This is a genomic window from Acidovorax sp. LjRoot74 (assembly GCF_964254355.1).
GTDB lineage: Bacteria > Pseudomonadota > Gammaproteobacteria > Burkholderiales > Burkholderiaceae_C > Acidovorax.
Map to the genome: position 1 here is coordinate 4,396,863 of NZ_CAXUTI020000001.1, position 19,563 is coordinate 4,416,425.

Consider the following 19,563-nt stretch of genomic DNA (forward strand, 5'->3'; position numbering starts at 1 on the left):
TAGGACCCAGCCACCCATGGCGGGTGCTGTGGGTTTCGCGATCTCTTTCATCCGGACTGTGACCGTCGGCTCTGGCATCGCACCAGATCTGCTGACCCTGCAGGCCTGCTCCGAAGAACGGCACCACAGGCGCTCGCGGGCTCTTGCTGGTTTTTCAACCAACAAATACCGCCGGTGGGGAATTCCGCCCCGCCCTGAGAACGCTGTCGGCCCCGAAGGTCATTCGGGGCCGACGGGTAGGATTTTAGGCGGCTGGCACACGGCACGCCGTCGCGCAGGCGATTGCCTGCACTGGCAGTGGCGGTTTCTGAGGCTGTGGGCAGTGTTGAATGCCGAAGTCTGCTCAGCGCACGCGCTGAAACCCGCCTTCGGCCCAGGCCGCTGCGCTGGCGGGCGTGAGCTTGAAGGTGGGTGGCGCGGACGCACGGGCCAGTTCCTCGCCCAGCTCGTCCTGCGCGCTCAGCGTGGCCGTGGCGCCTTCTTCATCGGGCACGATGGCCAGCGCCACGCGCAAGCGCTGGCCGTCTGCGGTGGTGATGTGCACGCTTTTGTTCAGCTGTGCGTGCAGTTGCTGCTCATGGCGGCGCACTACCTCGCTAGCGGTCTTGACCAGCGTGTGGAAGGCCGACACATCGAGCGGCTTGGGGTTCTTTTTGTCGCGGCCCATGGTCCAGGGGCCCACCAGCGCGGGCTCGGCCTCGCCCTTCAAGGTCATGGCCACGGCCCAGCCATCGTCGTCCTCGTTCTTGATGACCTGCGCCGTCCAGCGCCCGTCGCTCCAGCAGCGGGGTTCCTGGATGGTGTCGGGCGTATCGGGTGCGTCGGTCATGGAAAAAAGGCCTGGGTTGCGGGAAAGGGCGCAGAGCATAACGGCAGGGCTTGGTGGCCCCGATTTTCAATAACCATTGGTTATCGAAAAGACCACACACTGCCCAGGCCGGGTCACTCCCCAAAAACGTCCGGCGCCACACCCGCCGTCTCGCGCAGCACATCGATAAAAGCCTGTGCCGAGGGCGTGGGCGGCTCGCCCAGGCGGGTGATGAGGCCATAGCTGGGCATGCGGTCTGGCAGCTCGACGGGGATGCGCGAGAGCAGCCCCCGGTCCACGTATTTCTGGATCAGCGCGGCAGGCTGCAGCGACATCATGTGCGTGGTGTTCATCAGCTCCAGCGCAAACAAGAAGGACGGCGTCTCCACCACCCCCGCCGTGAGCGCCAGGCCCGCGCCGCCAAACAGGTCGTCCGACACCTTGCGCACGGCCGTGGAGGCGGGGTACAGAATCCACGGCCAGTGCGCCAGCTCGGTCAGCGACAGGTCGGTGGCGCCGCGCAGCGGGTGGTGCTGTCCGCCCACCACATGCAGCGGCTCGGCCGACAGGTGCTCGTAGTGGAACTGACTGCGCTGGTCCTCGGTGGTGAAGCGGCCAATCATCAGATCGATCTTGCGTTCGGCCAGCCAGGCGATGAGCTGGTCGCTGCTTTGCTCCAGGATCTTGATGACCAAGAGGGGCCGCAGGCGCTGAATCTCCACCACCGACGCCACCAGCACATGCGCGGCCGACCCGGTGATGGCGCCCACTGTCACATGGCCGTGGCCGCCCTGCTTGAGCGCATTGAACTCGTCCACAAACCTGCGTTGCCCATCGAGCGCGGCGCTGGCGTAGCGCAGCGTGAAAAGCCCCAGCTCGTTGGGCCGCATGCCGCGCGAGAGGCGGTCGAACAGGCGCGCCTCCAGGATCTCCTCGATGTCCATCAGGATCTTGGTGGCCGCTGGCTGCGTGACGTGCATCTGCTCGGCCGTGAGCCGCAGGTTGCGGGTGCGGCCCAGGATGTCCAGAAACTGCAAATGCCGAAAGCGCAGGCGTGCACAGGCCTGCGCCAAAGACAAGGGTTTACCCGGAAATTCGTCTGGACTCATAAGCGTTTGGAATGGATTGTCGCAAAACATTCAGTGGACCCGCCGGGGCGCGAAACCTAACCTTCTCTCTGCGTCGATAACGGCTGGCCCCAAAAAGCCGCAGGCGCCAAAGGCCTCGCCAACGGGGTCAGCCATTCCAACGGAGACAAGACACCATGCAATTCAATTCCCTCGCCAAATCCTTGGCACTCGGCGCCACGCTGCTGGCCGCCCTCGCCACCCCCGTCGCCGCGCAAGTCAAGGAACACACCTTCAAGGTCGGCATCGGCCTGAGCGACGACCACCCTCAAGCCCAGGCCGTGCGCCACTTTGCCGAGCGCCTGCAGGCCAAGAGCGGCGGCAAGATGAATGCCAAGCTGTTTGCCAGCGGCGCGCTGGGCAACGACGTGAGCATGACCTCCGCCCTGCGCGGCGGCACGCTGGAGATGACGATTCCGGATTCGTCCACGCTGATGTCGCTGATCAAGCCCTTTGGCGTGCTGAACCTGCCGCTCACCTTCAATACCGAGGCTGAAGCCGACGCCTTGCTCGACGGCCCCTTCGGCCAGAAGCTGCTGGCCATGCTGCCCGACAAGGGCCTGATCGGCCTGGGCTTCTGGGAGAACGGCTTCCGCCACGTGACCAACTCGCGCCGACCTATCAACACGGCCGACGATCTGGCGGGCCTGAAGCTGCGCGTGATCCAGAGCCCGCTGTTCCTCGACACCTTCAACGCGCTGGGCACCAACGCCACGCCCATGCCGTTCACCGAGCTGTACACCGCCATGGAGCAGAAGGCCGTGGACGGTCAGGAGAACCCGCCCGCCACCATTCTGGCCAGCAAGTTTTATGAGGTGCAAAAGCACCTGGTGCTGTCGCGCCACATGTACAGCGCGTGGGTGCTGCTGATGTCCAAGAAGACCTGGGACGGCCTCTCGGCCGACGAGAAGAAGATCGTGCAGGAAGCCGCGCGCGAGGCCACGGTGTTCGAGCGCAAGACCATCCGCGCCTTCAGCGAAACCGCCCTGGGCGAGCTGAAGAAGGCCGGCATGCAGATCACCGAGCTGCCCGCCGCCGAACAGGCCAAGCTGCGCACCAAGCTGCAGCCCGTGCTGGCCAAGTACGGCAAGGAGTTTGGCGAAGAGACCACCAGCGAGCTGATGGGCGAGCTGGCCAAGGCGCGGGGCGGCAAGTAAGCCACTGGTTCGTTCCCCGGGGCGCAGCTCCTGGCTGCGCCCAGCCCTTCTTTTGCGACGCTCCGACCCCATGAAAAAAACACCCCGCCGCCCCTTCCGCTCCCGCGAATGGTTTGCCGCGCCCGAGCGCTCGGACATGACCGCGCTGTACCTGGAGCGGTTCATGAACTACGGGCTCACACCCGAAGAGCTGCGCTCGGGCCGGCCGATCATCGGCATTGCGCAGACGGGCAGCGACCTGTCGCCCTGCAACCGCATCCACCTGGACCTGGCGCGCCGCGTGCGCGACGGCATCCGCGATGCGGGCGGCATCCCGATGGAGTTCCCGGTCCACCCCATCTTTGAAAACTGCCGCCGCCCCACGGCCGCGCTGGACCGCAACCTGGCCTATTTGGGCCTGGTGGAAATCCTGTACGGCTACCCCATCGACGCGGTGGTGCTGACCACGGGCTGCGACAAGACCACGCCCGCGGGCGTCATGGCCGCGTCCACGGTGGACATCCCGGCCATCGTGCTCTCGGGCGGGCCCATGCTCGATGGCTGGCACGAGGGTCAGCTGGTGGGCTCGGGCACCGTGATCTGGCGCAGCCGTCGCCAGCTGGCTGCAGGCGAAATCGACGAGGAAGAATTTTTGCAGCGCGCCTGCAACAGCGCGCCCTCCGCCGGGCACTGCAACACGATGGGCACGGCATCGACCATGAACGCGGTGGCCGAGGCGCTGGGCCTGTCGTTGCCGGGCTGCGCGGCCATTCCCGCGCCCTACCGCGAGCGCGGGCAGATGGCGTACGAAACCGGGAGGCGCATTGTGGAGATGGCGTACGAAGACCTGCGCCCCTCGCGCATCCTGACGCGCGAGAGTTTCTTGAACGCGCTGTCGGTCGTCAGCGTGGCCGGCGGCAGCAGCAACGCGCAGGTGCACATCATGGCCATGGCACGCCACGCGGGTGTGCAGCTCGATGCGCAAGACTGGACCGACCACGCCTACGACCTGCCGCTGCTGCTGAACATGCAGCCCGCGGGCCAGTTCCTGGGCGAGCGCTTCTTCCGCGCCGGCGGCGTGCCCGCGCTGATGTGGGAGTTGCAGCAGGCGGGCAAACTGCATGCCGACTGCGCCAGCGTGACGGGCAAGACGGTGGGCGAAAACCTGCAGGGCCGCGAAACCCATGACCGCGAGGTGATCCGCCCCTTCAGCAACCCGCTGATGCACAAGGCGGGGTTCATGGTGCTCAGCGGCAACCTGTTCGACTTCGGGATCATGAAGACTTCGGTCATCTCCGAGTCCTTCCGCCAGCGCTACCTGAGCCGCCCTGGGCAGGAGGGCATCTTTGAAGCCCGCGCCGTGGTGTTTGAAGGCGCAGACGATTACCACGCGCGCATCAACGACCCGACACTGAACATCGACGAAGGCTGCATCCTGGTGATGCGCGGCGCAGGCCCCATCGGCTGGCCGGGCTCGGCCGAAGTGGTGAACATGCAGCCGCCGGACGCGCTGATTCGGCGCGGCATCAACACTTTGCCCACGCTGGGCGACGGGCGCCAGTCGGGCACGGCGGACAGCCCGTCCATCCTCAACGCATCCCCCGAAAGCGCCGTGGGCGGGGGGCTGAGTTGGTTGCAAAGCGGCGACACCATCCGCATCGACCTGAACACCGGGCGCTGCGATGCGCTGGTCGCCCCCGAAGAGATCGCGCGCCGCAAGCGTGACCTGCCCGCCCCGCCCGTGCCCGCGAGCCAATCGCCGTGGGAGGCGCTGTACCGCGAGAAAACGGGGCAACTGGCCGACGGCGCCACACTGGACTTTGCGCTGGGCTTCCAGCGCATTTCCGAAAAGACGCCACGCCACAACCACTGATAACAAACGGGTGGGCAACCGGCGCTCACCCGGCTTTTCGAAGGATTCTCCATGAACAACATGACGGCAGCGGCAGTTGCCGAACGGGCCCGTGCGCCCCAAGCCGCATTGCAAGTGCTCCCCGACGACGGCCTGCAAGGCACGCTGGTCGGCCGTGTTTGGGCGCCCAGTGGTGCCGTTCCAGGCCCGGCCGTGGTGGCACTGCGGCCTGAAGGTGTGTTCGACCTGAGCGCGCACTACCCCACCATGAGCACGCTGCTCGACACCCTGGCGCCTGCCGAGGCTGCGCGCAGCGCCACCGGCCAGTACCTGTGCAGCGTGGACGACCTGCTGGCCAACAGCCAACCCGGCTCACGCGACACCTCCCGTCCCTGGCTGCTGGCCCCGTGCGACCTGCAGGTGGTCAAGGCTGCGGGCGTGACCTTTGCGGCCAGCCTCATCGAGCGCGTAATTGAAGAACAGGCGCGCGGCGACGCCACCCGCGCACAGGGCCTGCGCAGCCAGGTGATCGGCCTCATCGGCCAGAACCTGGCGGACATCCGCCCCGGCTCGCCCGAGGCCATGCGCCTGAAGGCGCTGCTACAGGACAAGGGCCTGTGGTCGCAGTACCTGGAAGTGGGCATCGGCCCCGACGCCGAGGTGTTCACCAAGGCGCCGGTACTGGCCTCGGTGGGCTGCGGTGATGACATCGGCATCCGCTCCGACTCGGCCTGGAACAACCCCGAGCCCGAGGTGGTGCTGGCCGTGAACAGCCGGGGCCAGATCGTGGGCGCCACACTGGGCAACGACGTAAACCTGCGCGACATCGAGGGCCGCAGCGCGCTGCTGCTGGGCAAGGCCAAGGACAACAACGCATCGTGCGCACTGGGCCCGTTCATCCGTCTGTTCGATGCCAGTTTCGGGCTGGAACAGGTGCGCAAAGAGACGGTGCACCTGCGCGTGGCAGGCCAAGACGGCTTTGAGCTGCGCGGCATCAACACCATGGCCAGCATCAGCCGCGACCCCACCGACCTGGTGGCGCAGACGCTGGCCGCGCACCAGTACCCGGATGGGTTCATGCTGTTCATGGGCACGCTGTTCGCCCCCATCGAAGACCGCGACCAGCCGGGCGGCGGCTTCACCCACCACCTGGGCGACCTGGTGTCCATCCAGAGCGCCTGGCTGGGCGGCCTGCACAACCGCGTGGCACACAGCGAGGCCGCGCCGCCTTGGCGCTTTGGCCTGCGCGCCTTCATGGCCAACCTGGCGCAGCGCGGGCTGCTGCAGGGCACCGCCCTCTGAGTCGAGAAGAAAAACAGGAGACACCCATGCTGAACGCCTTCATCGACCGCTGCTGCCGCTGGATCAACCTGCTCATCGCCCTGGCGCTGGCCGTGATGGTGGTGATGGTGTTCGGCAATGTTGTGCTGCGCTATGCGTTCAACTCCGGCATCACCATCAGCGAGGAGGTCTCGCGCTGGCTGTTTGTGTGGATCACCTTCCTGGGCGCCATCGTGGCGGTGCGCGAGCGTGGGCACCTGGGCACCGACTTCCTGCTGGCGCGCCTTCCGCCGCTGGGCCAGCGCATTTGCCTGGCCCTGAGTTATGCGCTGATGATCTGGTGCACCTGGCTGCTGTTCAGCGGCGCACTGGCGCAGGCGCGCATCAACTGGGATGTGGATGCGCCGGTCACCGGTGCATCCATGGCCATCTTCTATGCGTCGGGCGTAGTGTTTGCCGTGGCTGCCGGCCTGCTGCTGGCGCTGGACCTGTGGCGCATTGTGTCGGGGCAGATGCCGGACAGTGAGCTGGTGCAGATCTCCGAGTCCGAAGAACTGGCCGCCGTGGGCAGCCAGCTGCCACACGCAGCCCCCGCGCCCACGGCCTCACGCCAGTGAGCCCCACACCGCAATGACCTGGAGCGTTCTTCCATGACCGTTTTCATCTTCCTCGGCTCCCTGCTGGCCGCCATGGCCATCGGTGTGCCGATTGCCTACGCGCTGCTGGTGTCCGGCGCGGCCCTCATGTGGCACCTGGACCTGTTCGACGCACAGATCCTGGCGCAGAACGTGATCAATGGCGCCGACAGCTTTCCGCTGCTGGCCGTGCCCTTCTTCATGCTGGCGGGCGAGATCATGAACGTGGGCGGGCTGTCGCAGCGCATCGTCAAGCTGGCGCTCACGCTGGTGGGGCACAAGCGCGGCGGGCTGGGCTTTGTCGCCATCCTCGCGGCCTGCATGCTGGCGGCGCTATCAGGCTCGGCCGTGGCCGACACGGCGGCGCTGGCAGCCCTGCTGCTGCCCATGATGGTCAAGGCCGGGCACGACAAGGCGCGTGCGGGCGGGCTGATTGCCTCGGCCGGCATCATCGCGCCGGTCATTCCGCCCTCCATCGGCTTTGTGGTGTTTGGCGTGGCAGCCAATGTGTCGATCAGCAAGCTGTTCCTGGCGGGCATCGTGCCGGGGCTGCTGATGGGGCTAGCGATTGCGGTCACTTGGTACTGGGTCTCGCAGCGCGAAAACGTCACGCCACCGCCCAAGGCCTCGACGGCCGAGAAGCTGCAGGCGCTCAAGGAATCGACCTGGGCGCTGTTCCTGCCCGTCATCGTGATCGTGGGCCTGAAGATGGGTGTGTTCACACCCACCGAGGCGGCTGCGGTGGCCGCGGTCTATGCGTTGCTGGTGGCCACGCTGGTCTACCGCGAGCTGCACTGGCGCCAGCTCACCGACGTGTTCATCAGCGCCGCCAAGACCACGGCCGTGATCATGTTCCTGGTGGCCGCCGCCATGGTCAGCGCCTGGCTCATCACCGTGGCCGACATCCCGCGCCAGCTCGTGGGCCTGCTCAAGCCGCTGATGGAACACCCCACGCTGCTGCTCATCGCCATCATGGTGCTGGTGATGGCCGTGGGCACCGCCATGGACATGACACCCACCATCCTCATCCTCACGCCCGTGCTGATGCCCGTAGTGAAGGCTGCGGGCATCGACCCGGTCTACTTTGGCGTGTTGTTCATCATGAACAACGCCATCGGACTGATCACGCCCCCGGTCGGCACGGTGCTGAACGTGGTCGCGGGCGTGGGCAAGATGCGCATGGACGACGTGACCCGGGGCGTGGTCCCGTTCATGGTGGCGCAGTTCGCCATGATGTTTCTGATGGTGCTGTTTCCGTCGATCGTGCTGGTGCCGATGCGGTGGTTTATCGGGTGATCCGCTGTTTGGCTGAAAAACTTAAAGCTTTTTGGCCGCTTCCGCGCATCCATCATGCCTATTTAGCTATCAAAAAAGGAGCTTTCGGCCTTTTGACTGCTCCTCCACCTGCGGTCGGCACACTGGCGCAATGCCTCAGTTCGCCACCGTGAACCGCTTTTGCACATGGCGCGGCGTTTCCAGTTCGTCCACCATCGCCACGGCCAGGTCGGCCGCGCTGATGCTGCCGGGCTGCTCGCCGTTCATCAGCGGGGCTTCGTCGCCCAGGCGGTACTGGCCGGTGCGCTCGCCGGGCTGCAGCAGGATGGGGGGCGAGAGGAAGGTCCAGTCCAGCGTGTTTTCGGTGCGGATCCAGTTCAGCGCCTCGCGGGCGGCCAGGGCGCCCTGCTTCCATTCGGCGGGGAACTGGGGCGTGTCCACCAGCTGCACGCCGGGCGCCACAAACAGGCTGCCTGCGCCGCCCACCATCAGGAACCGGCGCACGCCCGCCTGCTTGGTGCCGTCGATGATGGCGCGTGTGCCCTTGAGGAACTGGTCGTGGATGTCGGGCACCGTCCAGCCGGGGTTGTAGGCGCTCACCACGGCGTCGTGGCCTGCGGCGGCCTTGGCCACCTGGGCAGCGTCCTGCGCGTCGGCGGCGACCACCGTGAGGCCTTCGCGGGGGGTGAGCTTGCCAGGGTTGCGGGCCAGCACGGTCACGCGGTGGCCGCGTTGCAGCAGTTCATTCAGCACGGCCGAGCCGACAAAGCCGGTGGCACCAATCAGGGCGATGTTCATGGGAGGTCTCCTGGGGTCAAAGTTGCGATGGGGTGAGATTACGGGCTTGTCAAAGTGCGCGGTAGAGGGCTGAAAATGCCTTCTCCTTGAAGCTGTGCTTCACAATCACCCCATGGAAGACCTCAAACGCATGGCCGTGTTTGCCGCCGTGGTGCAGCACGGATCGATGAGTGGCGCCGCCCGCGCGCTGGGTATGAGCACGTCGGCCGTGAGCCAGCAGGTGCGCAAGCTCGAAAGCGACGGCGGCGTGACGCTGCTGCACCGCTCCACCCGCAAGCTGGCACTCACCGAGGCAGGCCAGCGTTACCACGCGCGCTGCGCCGCCATGTGGGCCGCCGCCGAGCAGGCGCGGGCCGAGCTGGCGGCATCGCGCGATGCGCCCAGCGGCGAGCTGCGCCTGTCGGCCACCGTGGGCTTTGCGCGCCACATTGCGCCCGCCTTGGGGGAGCTTTTGGCGGCGCACCCGGCGCTGCGCCTGCGGCTGCTGGTGGACGATTCGCCCATCGACCTCATCAATGCGCGCATCGACCTGGCGGTGCGGTTCGGGCGACTTTCGGACTCGACCTGGGCCGCGCGCAGGCTGTGTGGCATGCAGTGGTACCTGGCCGCATCACCGCAGTGGCTGGCAACCCATGGCGCGCCGCGTGACCCCGATGCACTCCTGACCCACAGCTGGCTGGGCTTTGCGCGCGAGGGGGGTGGGCTGCTGCTGGACCTGCACAGCCCGGCGGGCGAACCACGCGCGCTGCGGGTGGAGCCCCGCATTGCCAGCAACAACCAGCTGTCCATCCAGCAGATGTGCGAGGCCGGGCTGGGCCTGGCACTGGTGGGCAGCATGGACGCGCACGAGGCCCTGCAGGCCGGCCGACTGGTGCGGCTGCTGCCCGAATGGTCGTTTGGCACGCTGGACATCTGGGCCGTGACGCCGCAGCGTGACGCGCAGCCCGCCAAGGTGCGCCAGTCGATTGCGGCACTGCATGCCTACCTGCGGCAGGTGCCCGGTATCTCGGACTGAGCGCCCGCCCCGCTCGCCTTCCCATTGGTTTTTTATCGCCCCAAGCGACAAATTCCATCGTTGTGCGCACACCAGGCTCTGCCTACAGTCGCGGCTCCCTGGCCAGGGTTTTTTTGATTGATCCCACCACCCACCGGAGACCCGACATGACGACCAACCCACCGCTGACCTTTCCCATCGACCGTGTACTGACTGCCTTCGAGCAGCAGGACGTGCCCACGCTGCTGGCCACCATTGCCGATGATGTGGACTTTCGCATCGACCATTACCGCGACGATGCCGACACCCGCTGGCAGATCGCCCGCAACAAGGCCGAGGCTTTGGGCGTGGTGCAGCGCCTGGGTGCCGAGGTGTTCCCACGCGGCACGAAGATCCTGCACACGCACAGCCAGCCGCTGGGCAACGACTGGGTGCTCACGCACTTTCACCAGCGCTTCTTTTATGCGGTACAACAGCGCGAAGTGGAATCTGTGACCTGGATCACCAGCCATTCACGCAACGGGCAGGTGGACTACTTCCGCGAGACCGTCACCACCATCACGCCCGTCTGACCACCCGACCAAGGAAGGCCCTGCCACCATGCTGTTTGACCTGCGCGCCCTGGGCTACTTTGTGGCGGCCTATGAAGAGCGCTCGGTCACGGCCGCTTCGCGCCGCTGTTTTGTGGCGCAGCCTTCCATCAGCATGGCCATCAAGGGGCTTGAGGATGCGCTCGAAACCACCCTGTTCGAGCGCAGCCGGCAGGGCCTGGCCCCCACACCCGCCGCGCACCGGCTGTACCCGCGTGCCTGCAGCCTGCTGGCCCAGTCCAGCGCCATGGTGCGCGACTTCCGCGATGCGCCGCGCGAAACGCTGGGCGTCTTCCTGCAGGACGACCTGATGGTGCAGCCCGCCGCGCCCCTGTTCGCGCAGATTGCGCAAGAATGGCCCCACACCATGGTGCGGCTCGCCGCCAGCGCGCAAGAGGCCCGGTTGCGCATGGTGGCCGAACACTGCAAGCCGCCGGGCGACACCTTTGTGCCGCTGTGGCACGAGCCCTATGTGATGCTAGTGCCCGAGCAGCACCCGCTGCGCTTCAAAAAGCGCTTTGGCCTGGCAGACATTGAGAACCTGCCCCTCATCGAGTGGCCCTATTGCCCGCTGCACCAGTCCTTCATCCGCCTGCTGGCCGAACGGGGCATTGCGCTGCAGGTGCAGGCCAGCGCCGCGCGCGAGGAGCTGCTGCTGCACATGGTGGATGCCGGCATGGGGCTGGCTGTGGTGCCGCAGTCGCACGCGGCCCACGCACGCCGCGCGCTCGCCCGCCCGCTGGACGGGCCCCTGGCCTTTTCGCGCCACATCGGCCTGGCCTGCGACGCGTCGGACGCCCCCATGCTCGGGCTGCTCCACCGCCTGGCGGACGGCATGAAGGCAGTCGTAGCCCAGCCCGAGCCCACGCAGCGCAGCAATGTGGTCTGATCACCGGCTTGATCAACCCCTTCTGCCTCACCACCCATGATTCTGGAAATCGCCCACCTCACGGTCCGCCCCGGCCAGAACAGCGCGTTCGAACAGGCTTTTGCCCAGGCGCAGCGCATCATTGCCTCCATGCACGGCTACATCTCCCATGAGCTGGGCCATTGCCTGGAGCGCCCGCAAGACTATGTGCTGCTGGTGCGCTGGGCCACCCTGGCCGACCATGAGGTGGGGTTCAGGCAATCGACTCCCTACCAGGAGTGGAAGCGGCTGCTGCACCACTTCTACGACCCGTTCCCCACGGTGGTGCACTTTGAGCCGGTGGCGCTGGCCGGGGTGTGACGCCCCCGACACGCCCGCATGCTGCGGCGCACTATTCGGGTATTGCCTGAAGATTTAGCGCACTGCGCGCGCCGTTTGGGTCCTAGAATTTGTAAAAGCGCGTATCTTCATTTCTGCGCAAAGGATCCACCATGAAAGCCATCCAGCAGGACATCGACGAGCGGACCAACCTCACCAGCACCAACAAGTTTGAGCTGCTGCTGTTCCGCCTGGGCACCGACACTGCCTTGAACAAGTCCGAACTGTTCGGCATCAACGTCTTCAAGATCCGCGAGATCGTGGCCATGCCCAGCATCACGCCGATTGCGGGCACCACGCCGCATTCGCTGGGCGTGGTCAACCTGCGCGGCCAGGTGATTCCGGTGCTCGATCTGCCCTCCATCGTGGGCTGCAAGCCCCAGACGGGCCTGAACATCATGCTGGTGACCGAATACGCACGCACCACCCAGGCGTTTGCGGTCGAATCGGTGGAAGACATCGTGCGCCTGGACTGGAAGCAGGTGCTCTCGGCCGAAACCAGCGGCGCCAAGGGCAAGCTGGTCACCAGCATTGCCCGCCTGGACGGCAACACCGACGAATCCCGCCTGGCCCAGGTGCTGGATGTGGAAGCTATCCTGCAGATGGTGTCGCCGTCCGACGGCCACGAGGTGACCGAAGAGAAGGTGGGCGCCAAGCTCAAGCTCAAGCCCGGCACCATCGTCCTGGCGGCAGACGATTCGTTTGTGGCCCGCTCGCTGATTGAGCAGGAACTCAAGGTGCTCAACGCCCCCTACGAGATGGTCAAGTCGGGCAAAGAGGCCTGGGACCGCCTCAACGCCATCGCCAAGAGCGCTGAGGCCGAGGGCAAGACCGTGCTGGACCGCGTCGCCATGGTGCTGACCGACCTGGAGATGCCGGAAATGGACGGCTTCACCCTGACCCGCAACATCAAGCAGGACGCCCGCTTCCATGGCCTGCCGGTGGTCATCCACTCGTCCCTTTCGGGCTCGGCCAATGAAGACCATGTGCGCAGCGTAGGCGCCGACGGCTACGTGGCCAAGTTCGTGGCCGAAGACCTGGCCGACACCATCCGCCGCGTCCTGCCCAAGTAAGACACAGCAACCCTGCCCGCCTCTCCCAGGAGGAAGGGCAGGAGCAAGGACAGAAATTTTTGGCATTTTTGGCCTTCTCCGCGCATCCAGAATATCTTTCTAGCTATCAATTTTGATATGACTGCCAATCGGTACAGCGCGGGGCCGAGCACAGGCTGTGGCAGCGCCCGACAACTGCACAGCGGCAGTCAACCAAATGGCTGCGCCAAACGCTAAAGGGCTTGGCACAGCCAACGCCAGCCCCTGAAATTTGTAACATCCCACCGGGGTGTTTTTCATGGGCTTTACGGACCCGGGCGGAACGCGCACCCCGGGCCGGAGTCTGAACACCATGACCTACACACTCGCCCGCATCCTTTCTGCCTCGGCCCTGGGGATCCTCGTGACAGGGTGCGCCACCGTGCCGGGCGACCCGTACTACGAGCCCTCTCGCTACCAGGTGTACGAGCAGCCGGGCTATATCTACAGCGCCCCGCCGCCGGTGTACCAGGCGCCCCCCGTGTACCGTGCCCCGGGGGTGATCTATTCCGCCCCACCACCGCCCCCCGTCTACTACGGTGGGCGCGACCGGCACGACGACCGCTGGGACAAGGGCCGTGACCGCGACGACTGGCGCGAACGGGAGCGCGACCGTGACCGTGCCGAACGCGACCGTGCTGCCCGCGAGCGGGATCAGCGGGAACAACAGGCCCGCGAAGCCGACCGCCGTGCCCGCGAACGCGACCAGGCCCGCCGCGAACAGGCCGAGCGCGACCGCCGCGCCGCAGAAGACCGACGCAACCGCAACCCTGGCCAGATGGCACCCGGCAGCTACACCCCCCATCCGCAGGACTGGCGCTCGCGCCAGTTCTCCAACAGCCAGGAACAGCCCTGAACTACCTCGCCTGGTGACCACAGCCGAACCCCACCTTGGAGCGGTAACAAAATCATGATCCGAGCCCAGCACCTTCTCGCATGCCTGTGTGTGGCCTGGATCGGCACAGGTGCCCAGGCGCAGGTCGTGCGCTGCACCGACCCCGCCACCGGCAAGGTGACCTACACCGACGGCAGCTGCGCAGGCGGCGCCACTGCGCGCGAGGTGGAAGCCCGCAAGACGCCCGAAGACATCCAGCGCGAACGCGAGCAGGCCGCCCAGGCACTCGCGCACAAGCAACAGCGCCTGGAGGCCGAGAACAAGGCCGCAGAAACCGAGGCCCTGCGCAATGCCCAGCGCGACAGCGCCAGGCCCGCCACTCCGGACTACGCGCGGTCGCCCGAATGCGCGCGCTCACGCCGCAACCTGGATGTGGTGCTGAGCAGTGCCAGCGGGGGCAGCTACGACCAAAGCCAGCGTGTGGAGGCGGCCCAGCGACAGATGGACCTTGACTGCCTGGGCCCTGCGGGCTACGCAGAGGTGGAAAAAGCCCGTGCATCGCGCCCCACCACGGTCAACACCACCCCGGCACCGGTGGTGGTGGTGGTGCCGCCCCGCCACCCGGCCCGCCCCGTGCAACCGCCCGAGCCAGTCCCGAAGCAATTCACACAGTGCAACGTGTTCCGTTGCTACGACAAGCAGGGCAACGTCTACCCGCGCTGAAGAGCGCGCGTGTTCAGCGCAGCCAGCCCAACTCCCCGTGGGCGGAAGCACCCCTTGTCGCACCGCTTGTGCGGCCTGCGACAAGGCGCCTCGCCAGGGCCACACTGCCGAGCCTTGTGAGCCGCTCACGGCCCTGGTAACACCCCAGCGGCGCGCGCGCCCTGCAGCCCCTGCGCCACGCTGGGGTAGCGCAGCCGCACCCCCAGCTCCTGCAGCATGCGCCGGTTGTCCAGGCGGCGCGACTCCCCCATGAAACTCAGCAGCATCAGCGACAGCTGCTCCTGCGCCGTGCTGCGCGGCACCCGGGGGGGACGCGGCAGGCCGTACAGGTCGGCTGCCAGGTCGAAGTAGTCGCCCATTTTCATGTGGCTCGCATCGCTCAGGTTGTAGGCACGTTGCGGCCGGCCCTTCCACAACGCGGCAACGCAGGCGCGCGCCAGGTCATCGGCGTGGACGTGGTTGGTGAACACATCGTCCTCGGGCACCAGCACCGGCGTTCCGCGCCGCAGGCGGGCCTCGGGCGTGCCGCCCTCGCGGTCGGGGGCGTAGATGCCCGGGATGCGCAACAGGTTGGCGCGCACCCCGGCGCGGCCCAGGTGGCGCACAGCACGCTCGGCATTCACCCGGCGCTGCGCGCGGGGCGTGGCGGGAGCCAGGGGCCGCGTCTCGGGCACCAAAGCCCCCTGGCAGTCACCATAGACGCCACTGGTGGACGCATAGGCCAGCGACACCGGCAGGCTGCGCCGCCGCAGCACCCGGGCCAGCGCCACAGTGCGCGGGTCGGCCCACCAGGCAGCACCGCCTGCCTCTTCGCCCGGCGGCGGGGCCAGGTGCAACACCCGCGTGGCCACGCCCGACAGGCGGCGCAGCGTGGCGGCATCGTCCAGGTTGCCGAGCAGCGGCCGCGCGCCCAGACGGCGCAAGCCCGCCACGCGAGACGGGCTGGAGGTGAGCGCCAGCACCTGCAGCCGCCCCGCCCCCGGGCCGGTGTTCAAGTCACGCACAACACGTTGACCCACGTCACCACAGCCCACGATCAGCAGGCGTTCACGGCGAAAGCGCGCTGGCAGGGCGCCAAGGGGGCTTTGGTTTGAAGGCAAAATCGGACCCGTTTGCTTGGATAGAACACGTCCCGAGGATACCCACAACATGACCAGCGCCGAGGCTGCCACCACCGCAGCGTTCCAGATCACCGTGCAGCCCAGCGGCCGCGCTTTCAGTGCCACCCCGGGCCAGAGCATCCTGGCTGCGGCCATACAGAGTGGCGTGGGCCTGCCCTATGGCTGCAAGGACGGCGCCTGCGGCTCGTGCAAATGCAAGAAGATCAGCGGCACGGTGCGCCATGGCGAGCACCAGCCCAAGGCGCTGAGCGCCGACGAGGAGGCAGCAGGCCTGGTGCTGACCTGCTGCGCCCAGCCGCTGTCGGACGTGGTGCTCGAGTCACGCCAGGTCACTGACGAAAGCGCCTACCCGATCAAGAAGATGCCGGTGCGCGTGTCCACGCTCACGAAAAAGTCGCACGACGTGATGCAGGTGCGCCTGCAGTTGCCCGCCGCCGACACCTTCCGCTACCACGCGGGGCAGTACATCGAATTCATCCTGCGCGACGGTGCCCGCCGCGCCTATTCGATGGCCAACGCGCCGCACACCCAGGCCGAGGCGCCGGGCGTGGAACTGCACATCCGCCACATGCCAGGCGGCAAGTTCACCGACCATGTGTTCGGTGCGATGAAGGAGAAGGAAATCCTGCGCGTCGAGGGCCCGTTCGGCAGCTTCTTCCTGCGCGAAGACTCCGACAAACCCATCGTGCTGCTCGCCTCGGGCACCGGCTTTGCCCCCATCAAGGCGCTGATAGAGCACCTGCAGTTCAAGGGCATCACCCGCCCCACCGCGCTGTACTGGGGGGGGCGCCGTCCGGAAGACCTCTACATGCACGACTGGGTGCAGGCCCGCGCGGCCGAGCTGCCCTGGCTGCGCTACATCCCTGTGATCTCGAACGCCCTGCCCGAAGACGGCTGGACGGGCCGCACCGGCTTCGTGCACCAGGCCGTGCTGGATGACTTTGCCGACCTGTCGGGCCACCAGGTCTATGCCTGCGGCGCGCCCATCGTGGTCGATTCAGCCCGCGAAGCCTACAGCGCGCAGCGGGGCCTGCCAGCCGAAGAGTTTTTCGCCGACTCCTTCACCTCCGAAGCCGACAAACACGGCGGCTGACGGTGGACCTGCGCGCGGCGCCCGACGACTCAACCGAGGCCGGTGCCCCGCGCCCTTCCCACGGGTTGCCCCGCCTGCGCCGGGGCGCCGGGTTCATCGCAGCCTTGCTGTGCGTGGCCGTGCTGCTGGTGGTGGCCGCCGGTGAATGGGCGGCCCAGAGCGAGCGGGACGCCCAGTGGGACAACCTGCGCCGCTCGGGCGAGGTGCAGGCCCTGGCCCTGCGGGGGGTGGCCACGCGCTACAACTACCTGCCCTTCACCACCGCCCAGCACCCACTGGTGAGCCAGTTGCTACGCCACCCCGCCTCCCAGGAGGTGCGCGATGCCGCCAACGCCTATCTGCAGGCCGTGAACGAGCACGCGGGCTCCGACATGCTGTATGTGATGGACCTGGAGGGCCTCACGCTGGCATCGAGCAACTGGGACACGCCCAGCAGCTTTGTGCACCAGAACTACCGCAATCGCCCTTACTTCCACGATGCGCTGGGCGGTGACACCGGGCGTTTTTATGGCGTGGGCAAGACCACGGGCGAGCCGGGCCTGTTTGTGTCAGCCCCCGTGCGCGACAACGGCCGGGTGATCGGCGTGGTGGCAGTGAAGGTGCGCATGGAGCCCATTGCCAACCCCTGGGAGCAGCTGCGCGACCCGGTGTTCGTGACCGACGCGCGGGGCATCGTGTTCCTGGGCTCCGAGCCCAGCTGGCTCTACCGCACCAGCCGCCCCGTGCCCGCCGCCGACGTGCAGCAACTGCAGCACAACGAGCAATACGGCACCGGCTGGACGCCCCGCCCCGTGCCCTGGACCCTGCGCCAGCAGGACGACCAGCCGGGTGCCGAACTGCGCCTGGACGGCAATGGCAAGCGCTACCTGGCGTTCGAGGAAGCCCTGCCCGACCTGGGCTGGACGCTCACCGTCACCGCCGACAGCCGGGTGGTGGCCGTGGCCCGCCAGCAGGCCTGGGCGCTGGCCACGCTGGCCTCGGGCCTGCTGGTGCTGGGCGCGCTCTACTGGCAGCTGCGCGAGCGCCGCCTGGCCGAAAACCGCCAGGCCCGCATCGGGCTGGAGCAGCGCGTGCAGGAGCGCACCCACGCGCTGCAGCAGGCACAGGCGTTCCGCCAGTCGATGGAAGACTCGCTGCTGGTGGGCATGCGCGCCCGCGACCTCGAAGGCCGCATCGTCTACGTGAACGCCGCCATGTGCGACATGGTGGGCTACCGGGCCGACGAACTCATCGGCCAGCTGCCGCCCTACCCCTACTGGCACCCAGATGACCTCGACCGGCACTGGAACGACAGCGACACCGTGCTGGCCGGCAACGCGTTTCCCCAGGGACGGGAAAACCGGCTGCGGCACCGCGATGGGTCGGACGTGTACACCATGTTCTACACCACGCGCCTCATCGACGGCAGCGGCCAGCACATCGGCTGGATGAGCTCGGTGGTCAACATCACCGCGCAGAAGCGGGCCGAAGAGCAGCAGCAGCAGCACGAGACGCAGCTGCAGCGGGTGCAGCGTGTGATCACGGTGGGCGAGATGGCCTCGACCCTGGCGCACGAACTGAACCAGCCGCTTGCGGCCCTGGTCAACTACGCGGCGGCGGCACGTGCACTGGCCGCTCAGGGCAAGACCGGGCCCCTCAATGACAGCCTGGAAGCCCTGTCGGCCCAGGCGCTGCGGGCCGCCGACATCGTGGGCCGCATCCGCCGCTGGGTGCGCCAGCACCCTGAAAGCCGCGAGCCCTGCGACCTGTCGGCCATCGTGGAGCAGTCGCTGGAGCTGCTGCTGCGCGCCGAGGCCCGCCGCCAGGGGATTGCGGTGCGCGTCGAGCCGGCCGCAGCCCCTTTGCAGGTGCATGCCGACCGCGTGCTGCTCGAACAAGTGGTGATCAACCTGGGCCTGAACGCGCTGCAGGCCATGCAGACACACCAAGCTCCGCCCGAGGGGCACGAACTGCGGCTGCGTTTGGCCGCAGACCACGGCCACGCGCTGGTGCAGGTGCTCGACCGGGGCCCGGGCCTGCCGCCCGGCATCGCAGAGCGCCTGTTCGAGCCCTTTTTCACCACCCGTTCTGACGGGCTGGGCCTGGGCCTCAACATCTGCCGCTCCATCATTGAGAGCATGGGCGGCCAGTTGCAGGCCTGCAACCGCGAGGGCGGCGGCGCCGTTTTCGAGATCCGCCTGCCGCTCGCCAGCGCACCTGACAATCCCTGAAAACGCCGCCGCACCATGACCTACGACACCCTTCCCACAGCCGCCGGGTCGCACGGTGACACCGTGGTCTACATCGTGGACGACGATGAAGGCGTGCGCCAATCGCTGGCCGCCCTGCTGCTGGCACGCGGGTACACGGTGCGTGCCTTTGAAGCCGGAGAGGCTTTTCTGGCCCAGGCGGCGCTGGACCAGCCCGGCTGCGTGCTGCTGGACCTGCGCATGGAAGGCCTGAGCGGGCTGCAGGTGTTCCACGAACTCGGCCAGCGCCACAGCGCGCTCAAGACCGTGTTCCTGTCGGCCCATGGCGAGCTGTCCTCCGCCGTCGCAGCCGTCAAGCAGGGGGCGGTGGACTGGCTGGAAAAGCCGTGCAACGAAGCCACCTTGCTGGCCGCTGTCGAGAAAGCCTCCGCGCTGTCGCAAGCGCAGGCACGGCAGGCGCAACGGTTGCAGCAACTACGCGAGCGATGGGACGCCCTGAGCCCACGCCAGCAAGAGGTGGCCCAACTGGTGGCCACCGGCATCAGCAGCAAGGAGGTCGCCCGCGCGCTGGCCCAGCGTGACCCGGAGCGCCCCATCGACCCGCGCACTGTGGACACGCACCGCTCCGCCATCTTCCTGAAGCTGGACATCCGTTCGTCGCACGAGCTGGGCATGCTGGTGGAAGACCTGGGCGTGGCGCTTGGCGCACCCCGCCCGGCATGAGCGTCGCCGCCTGACCCTCACCGCCCAACCATCACCGCTACAGGGC

The 19,563-nt window shown here is 67.3% G+C and carries 19 protein-coding genes and 1 riboswitch; of the genes, 15 read left to right on the forward strand and 4 right to left on the reverse strand.

Annotation, left to right across the window (positions count from 1 at the left end):
• Window positions 1-35 precede the first annotated feature (35 nt).
• Window positions 36-206, reverse strand: a riboswitch (FMN riboswitch).
• A 137-nt stretch (window positions 207-343) separates the two neighbouring features.
• The gene (locus ACSQ3O_RS20960) at window positions 344-829 is read right to left on the reverse strand and encodes a hypothetical protein (RefSeq protein ID WP_063462625.1); all 486 of its coding nucleotides are present in this window, start codon (window positions 827-829) and stop codon (window positions 344-346) included.
• Between the two features lie 113 nt (window positions 830-942).
• Entirely contained in the window at window positions 943-1,917 is a 975-nt protein-coding gene (locus ACSQ3O_RS20965; RefSeq protein ID WP_436140349.1) for a LysR family transcriptional regulator, read from the reverse strand.
• A gap of 155 nt (window positions 1,918-2,072) precedes the next feature.
• Here ACSQ3O_RS20965 and ACSQ3O_RS20970 point away from each other — a divergent pair, with 155 nt between their 5' ends.
• From ACSQ3O_RS20970 to ACSQ3O_RS20990, 5 genes are all read left to right on the forward strand, one after another.
• Window positions 2,073-3,092: a TRAP transporter substrate-binding protein gene (locus ACSQ3O_RS20970; protein WP_436140350.1), complete on the forward strand. Its 1,020-nt coding sequence runs from the start codon at window positions 2,073-2,075 to the stop codon at window positions 3,090-3,092.
• 70 nt (window positions 3,093-3,162) lie between these two features.
• Window positions 3,163-4,944, forward strand: coding sequence for an IlvD/Edd family dehydratase (locus ACSQ3O_RS20975; RefSeq protein WP_436140351.1), 1,782 nt, complete (start codon window positions 3,163-3,165; stop codon window positions 4,942-4,944).
• Window positions 4,945-4,995: 51 nt separating this feature from the next.
• Window positions 4,996-6,225: a fumarylacetoacetate hydrolase family protein gene (locus tag ACSQ3O_RS20980; protein WP_298456421.1), complete on the forward strand. Its 1,230-nt coding sequence runs from the start codon at window positions 4,996-4,998 to the stop codon at window positions 6,223-6,225.
• Window positions 6,226-6,251: 26 nt separating this feature from the next.
• Window positions 6,252-6,821 (forward strand): TRAP transporter small permease, encoded by a 570-nt coding sequence (locus ACSQ3O_RS20985; protein WP_436140352.1) that lies wholly within the window; start codon window positions 6,252-6,254, stop codon window positions 6,819-6,821.
• A gap of 33 nt (window positions 6,822-6,854) precedes the next feature.
• Window positions 6,855-8,135: a TRAP transporter large permease subunit gene (locus ACSQ3O_RS20990; RefSeq protein ID WP_436140353.1), complete on the forward strand. Its 1,281-nt coding sequence runs from the start codon at window positions 6,855-6,857 to the stop codon at window positions 8,133-8,135.
• Window positions 8,136-8,270: 135 nt separating this feature from the next.
• Here ACSQ3O_RS20990 and ACSQ3O_RS20995 read toward each other — a convergent pair whose 3' ends face one another.
• A complete protein-coding gene (locus ACSQ3O_RS20995; protein WP_436140354.1) occupies window positions 8,271-8,912 on the reverse strand; it encodes an NAD(P)-dependent oxidoreductase in 642 nt (213 codons plus the stop codon).
• 112 nt (window positions 8,913-9,024) lie between these two features.
• On the opposite strand from ACSQ3O_RS20995, the gene ACSQ3O_RS21000 reads away from it, so the two are divergent.
• The 7 genes from ACSQ3O_RS21000 to ACSQ3O_RS21030 all read left to right on the forward strand — a co-directional run bounded on the left by ACSQ3O_RS21000 (window position 9,025) and on the right by ACSQ3O_RS21030 (window position 14,391).
• Window positions 9,025-9,927, forward strand: a complete 903-nt coding sequence (locus ACSQ3O_RS21000; RefSeq protein WP_298456429.1) for a LysR family transcriptional regulator — start codon at window positions 9,025-9,027, stop codon at window positions 9,925-9,927.
• A gap of 146 nt (window positions 9,928-10,073) precedes the next feature.
• Window positions 10,074-10,478 (forward strand): hypothetical protein, encoded by a 405-nt coding sequence (locus ACSQ3O_RS21005; protein WP_298456431.1) that lies wholly within the window; start codon window positions 10,074-10,076, stop codon window positions 10,476-10,478.
• A 28-nt stretch (window positions 10,479-10,506) separates the two neighbouring features.
• On the forward strand, window positions 10,507-11,385 hold the full coding sequence (locus ACSQ3O_RS21010) for a LysR family transcriptional regulator (protein ID WP_298456433.1): 879 nt from the start codon (window positions 10,507-10,509) through the stop codon (window positions 11,383-11,385).
• Window positions 11,386-11,421: 36 nt separating this feature from the next.
• Window positions 11,422-11,724, forward strand: a complete 303-nt coding sequence (locus ACSQ3O_RS21015; RefSeq protein WP_436140355.1) for an antibiotic biosynthesis monooxygenase family protein — start codon at window positions 11,422-11,424, stop codon at window positions 11,722-11,724.
• Window positions 11,725-11,855: 131 nt separating this feature from the next.
• Window positions 11,856-12,815, forward strand: a complete 960-nt coding sequence (locus ACSQ3O_RS21020; RefSeq protein WP_063462613.1) for a chemotaxis protein — start codon at window positions 11,856-11,858, stop codon at window positions 12,813-12,815.
• A 331-nt stretch (window positions 12,816-13,146) separates the two neighbouring features.
• Entirely contained in the window at window positions 13,147-13,689 is a 543-nt protein-coding gene (locus ACSQ3O_RS21025; RefSeq protein WP_137745310.1) for a hypothetical protein, read from the forward strand.
• Window positions 13,690-13,743: 54 nt separating this feature from the next.
• The gene (locus ACSQ3O_RS21030) at window positions 13,744-14,391 is read left to right on the forward strand and encodes a DUF4124 domain-containing protein (protein WP_436140356.1); all 648 of its coding nucleotides are present in this window, start codon (window positions 13,744-13,746) and stop codon (window positions 14,389-14,391) included.
• A 125-nt stretch (window positions 14,392-14,516) separates the two neighbouring features.
• Here ACSQ3O_RS21030 and ACSQ3O_RS21035 read toward each other — a convergent pair whose 3' ends face one another.
• Window positions 14,517-15,491: an NAD-dependent epimerase/dehydratase family protein gene (locus tag ACSQ3O_RS21035; RefSeq protein ID WP_436140357.1), complete on the reverse strand. Its 975-nt coding sequence runs from the start codon at window positions 15,489-15,491 to the stop codon at window positions 14,517-14,519.
• Between the two features lie 49 nt (window positions 15,492-15,540).
• On the opposite strand from ACSQ3O_RS21035, the gene ACSQ3O_RS21040 reads away from it, so the two are divergent.
• Genes ACSQ3O_RS21040 through ACSQ3O_RS21050 form a run of 3 tightly spaced genes read left to right on the forward strand, consistent with a single transcriptional unit; the run spans window position 15,541 to window position 19,517 of the window.
• On the forward strand, window positions 15,541-16,605 hold the full coding sequence (locus tag ACSQ3O_RS21040) for a CDP-6-deoxy-delta-3,4-glucoseen reductase (RefSeq protein ID WP_436140358.1): 1,065 nt from the start codon (window positions 15,541-15,543) through the stop codon (window positions 16,603-16,605).
• Window positions 16,606-16,607: 2 nt separating this feature from the next.
• The gene (locus tag ACSQ3O_RS21045) at window positions 16,608-18,815 is read left to right on the forward strand and encodes a sensor histidine kinase (RefSeq protein ID WP_436140359.1); all 2,208 of its coding nucleotides are present in this window, start codon (window positions 16,608-16,610) and stop codon (window positions 18,813-18,815) included.
• A gap of 15 nt (window positions 18,816-18,830) precedes the next feature.
• The gene (locus ACSQ3O_RS21050) at window positions 18,831-19,517 is read left to right on the forward strand and encodes a response regulator transcription factor (RefSeq protein WP_436140360.1); all 687 of its coding nucleotides are present in this window, start codon (window positions 18,831-18,833) and stop codon (window positions 19,515-19,517) included.
• Window positions 19,518-19,563: the final 46 nt, after the last annotated feature.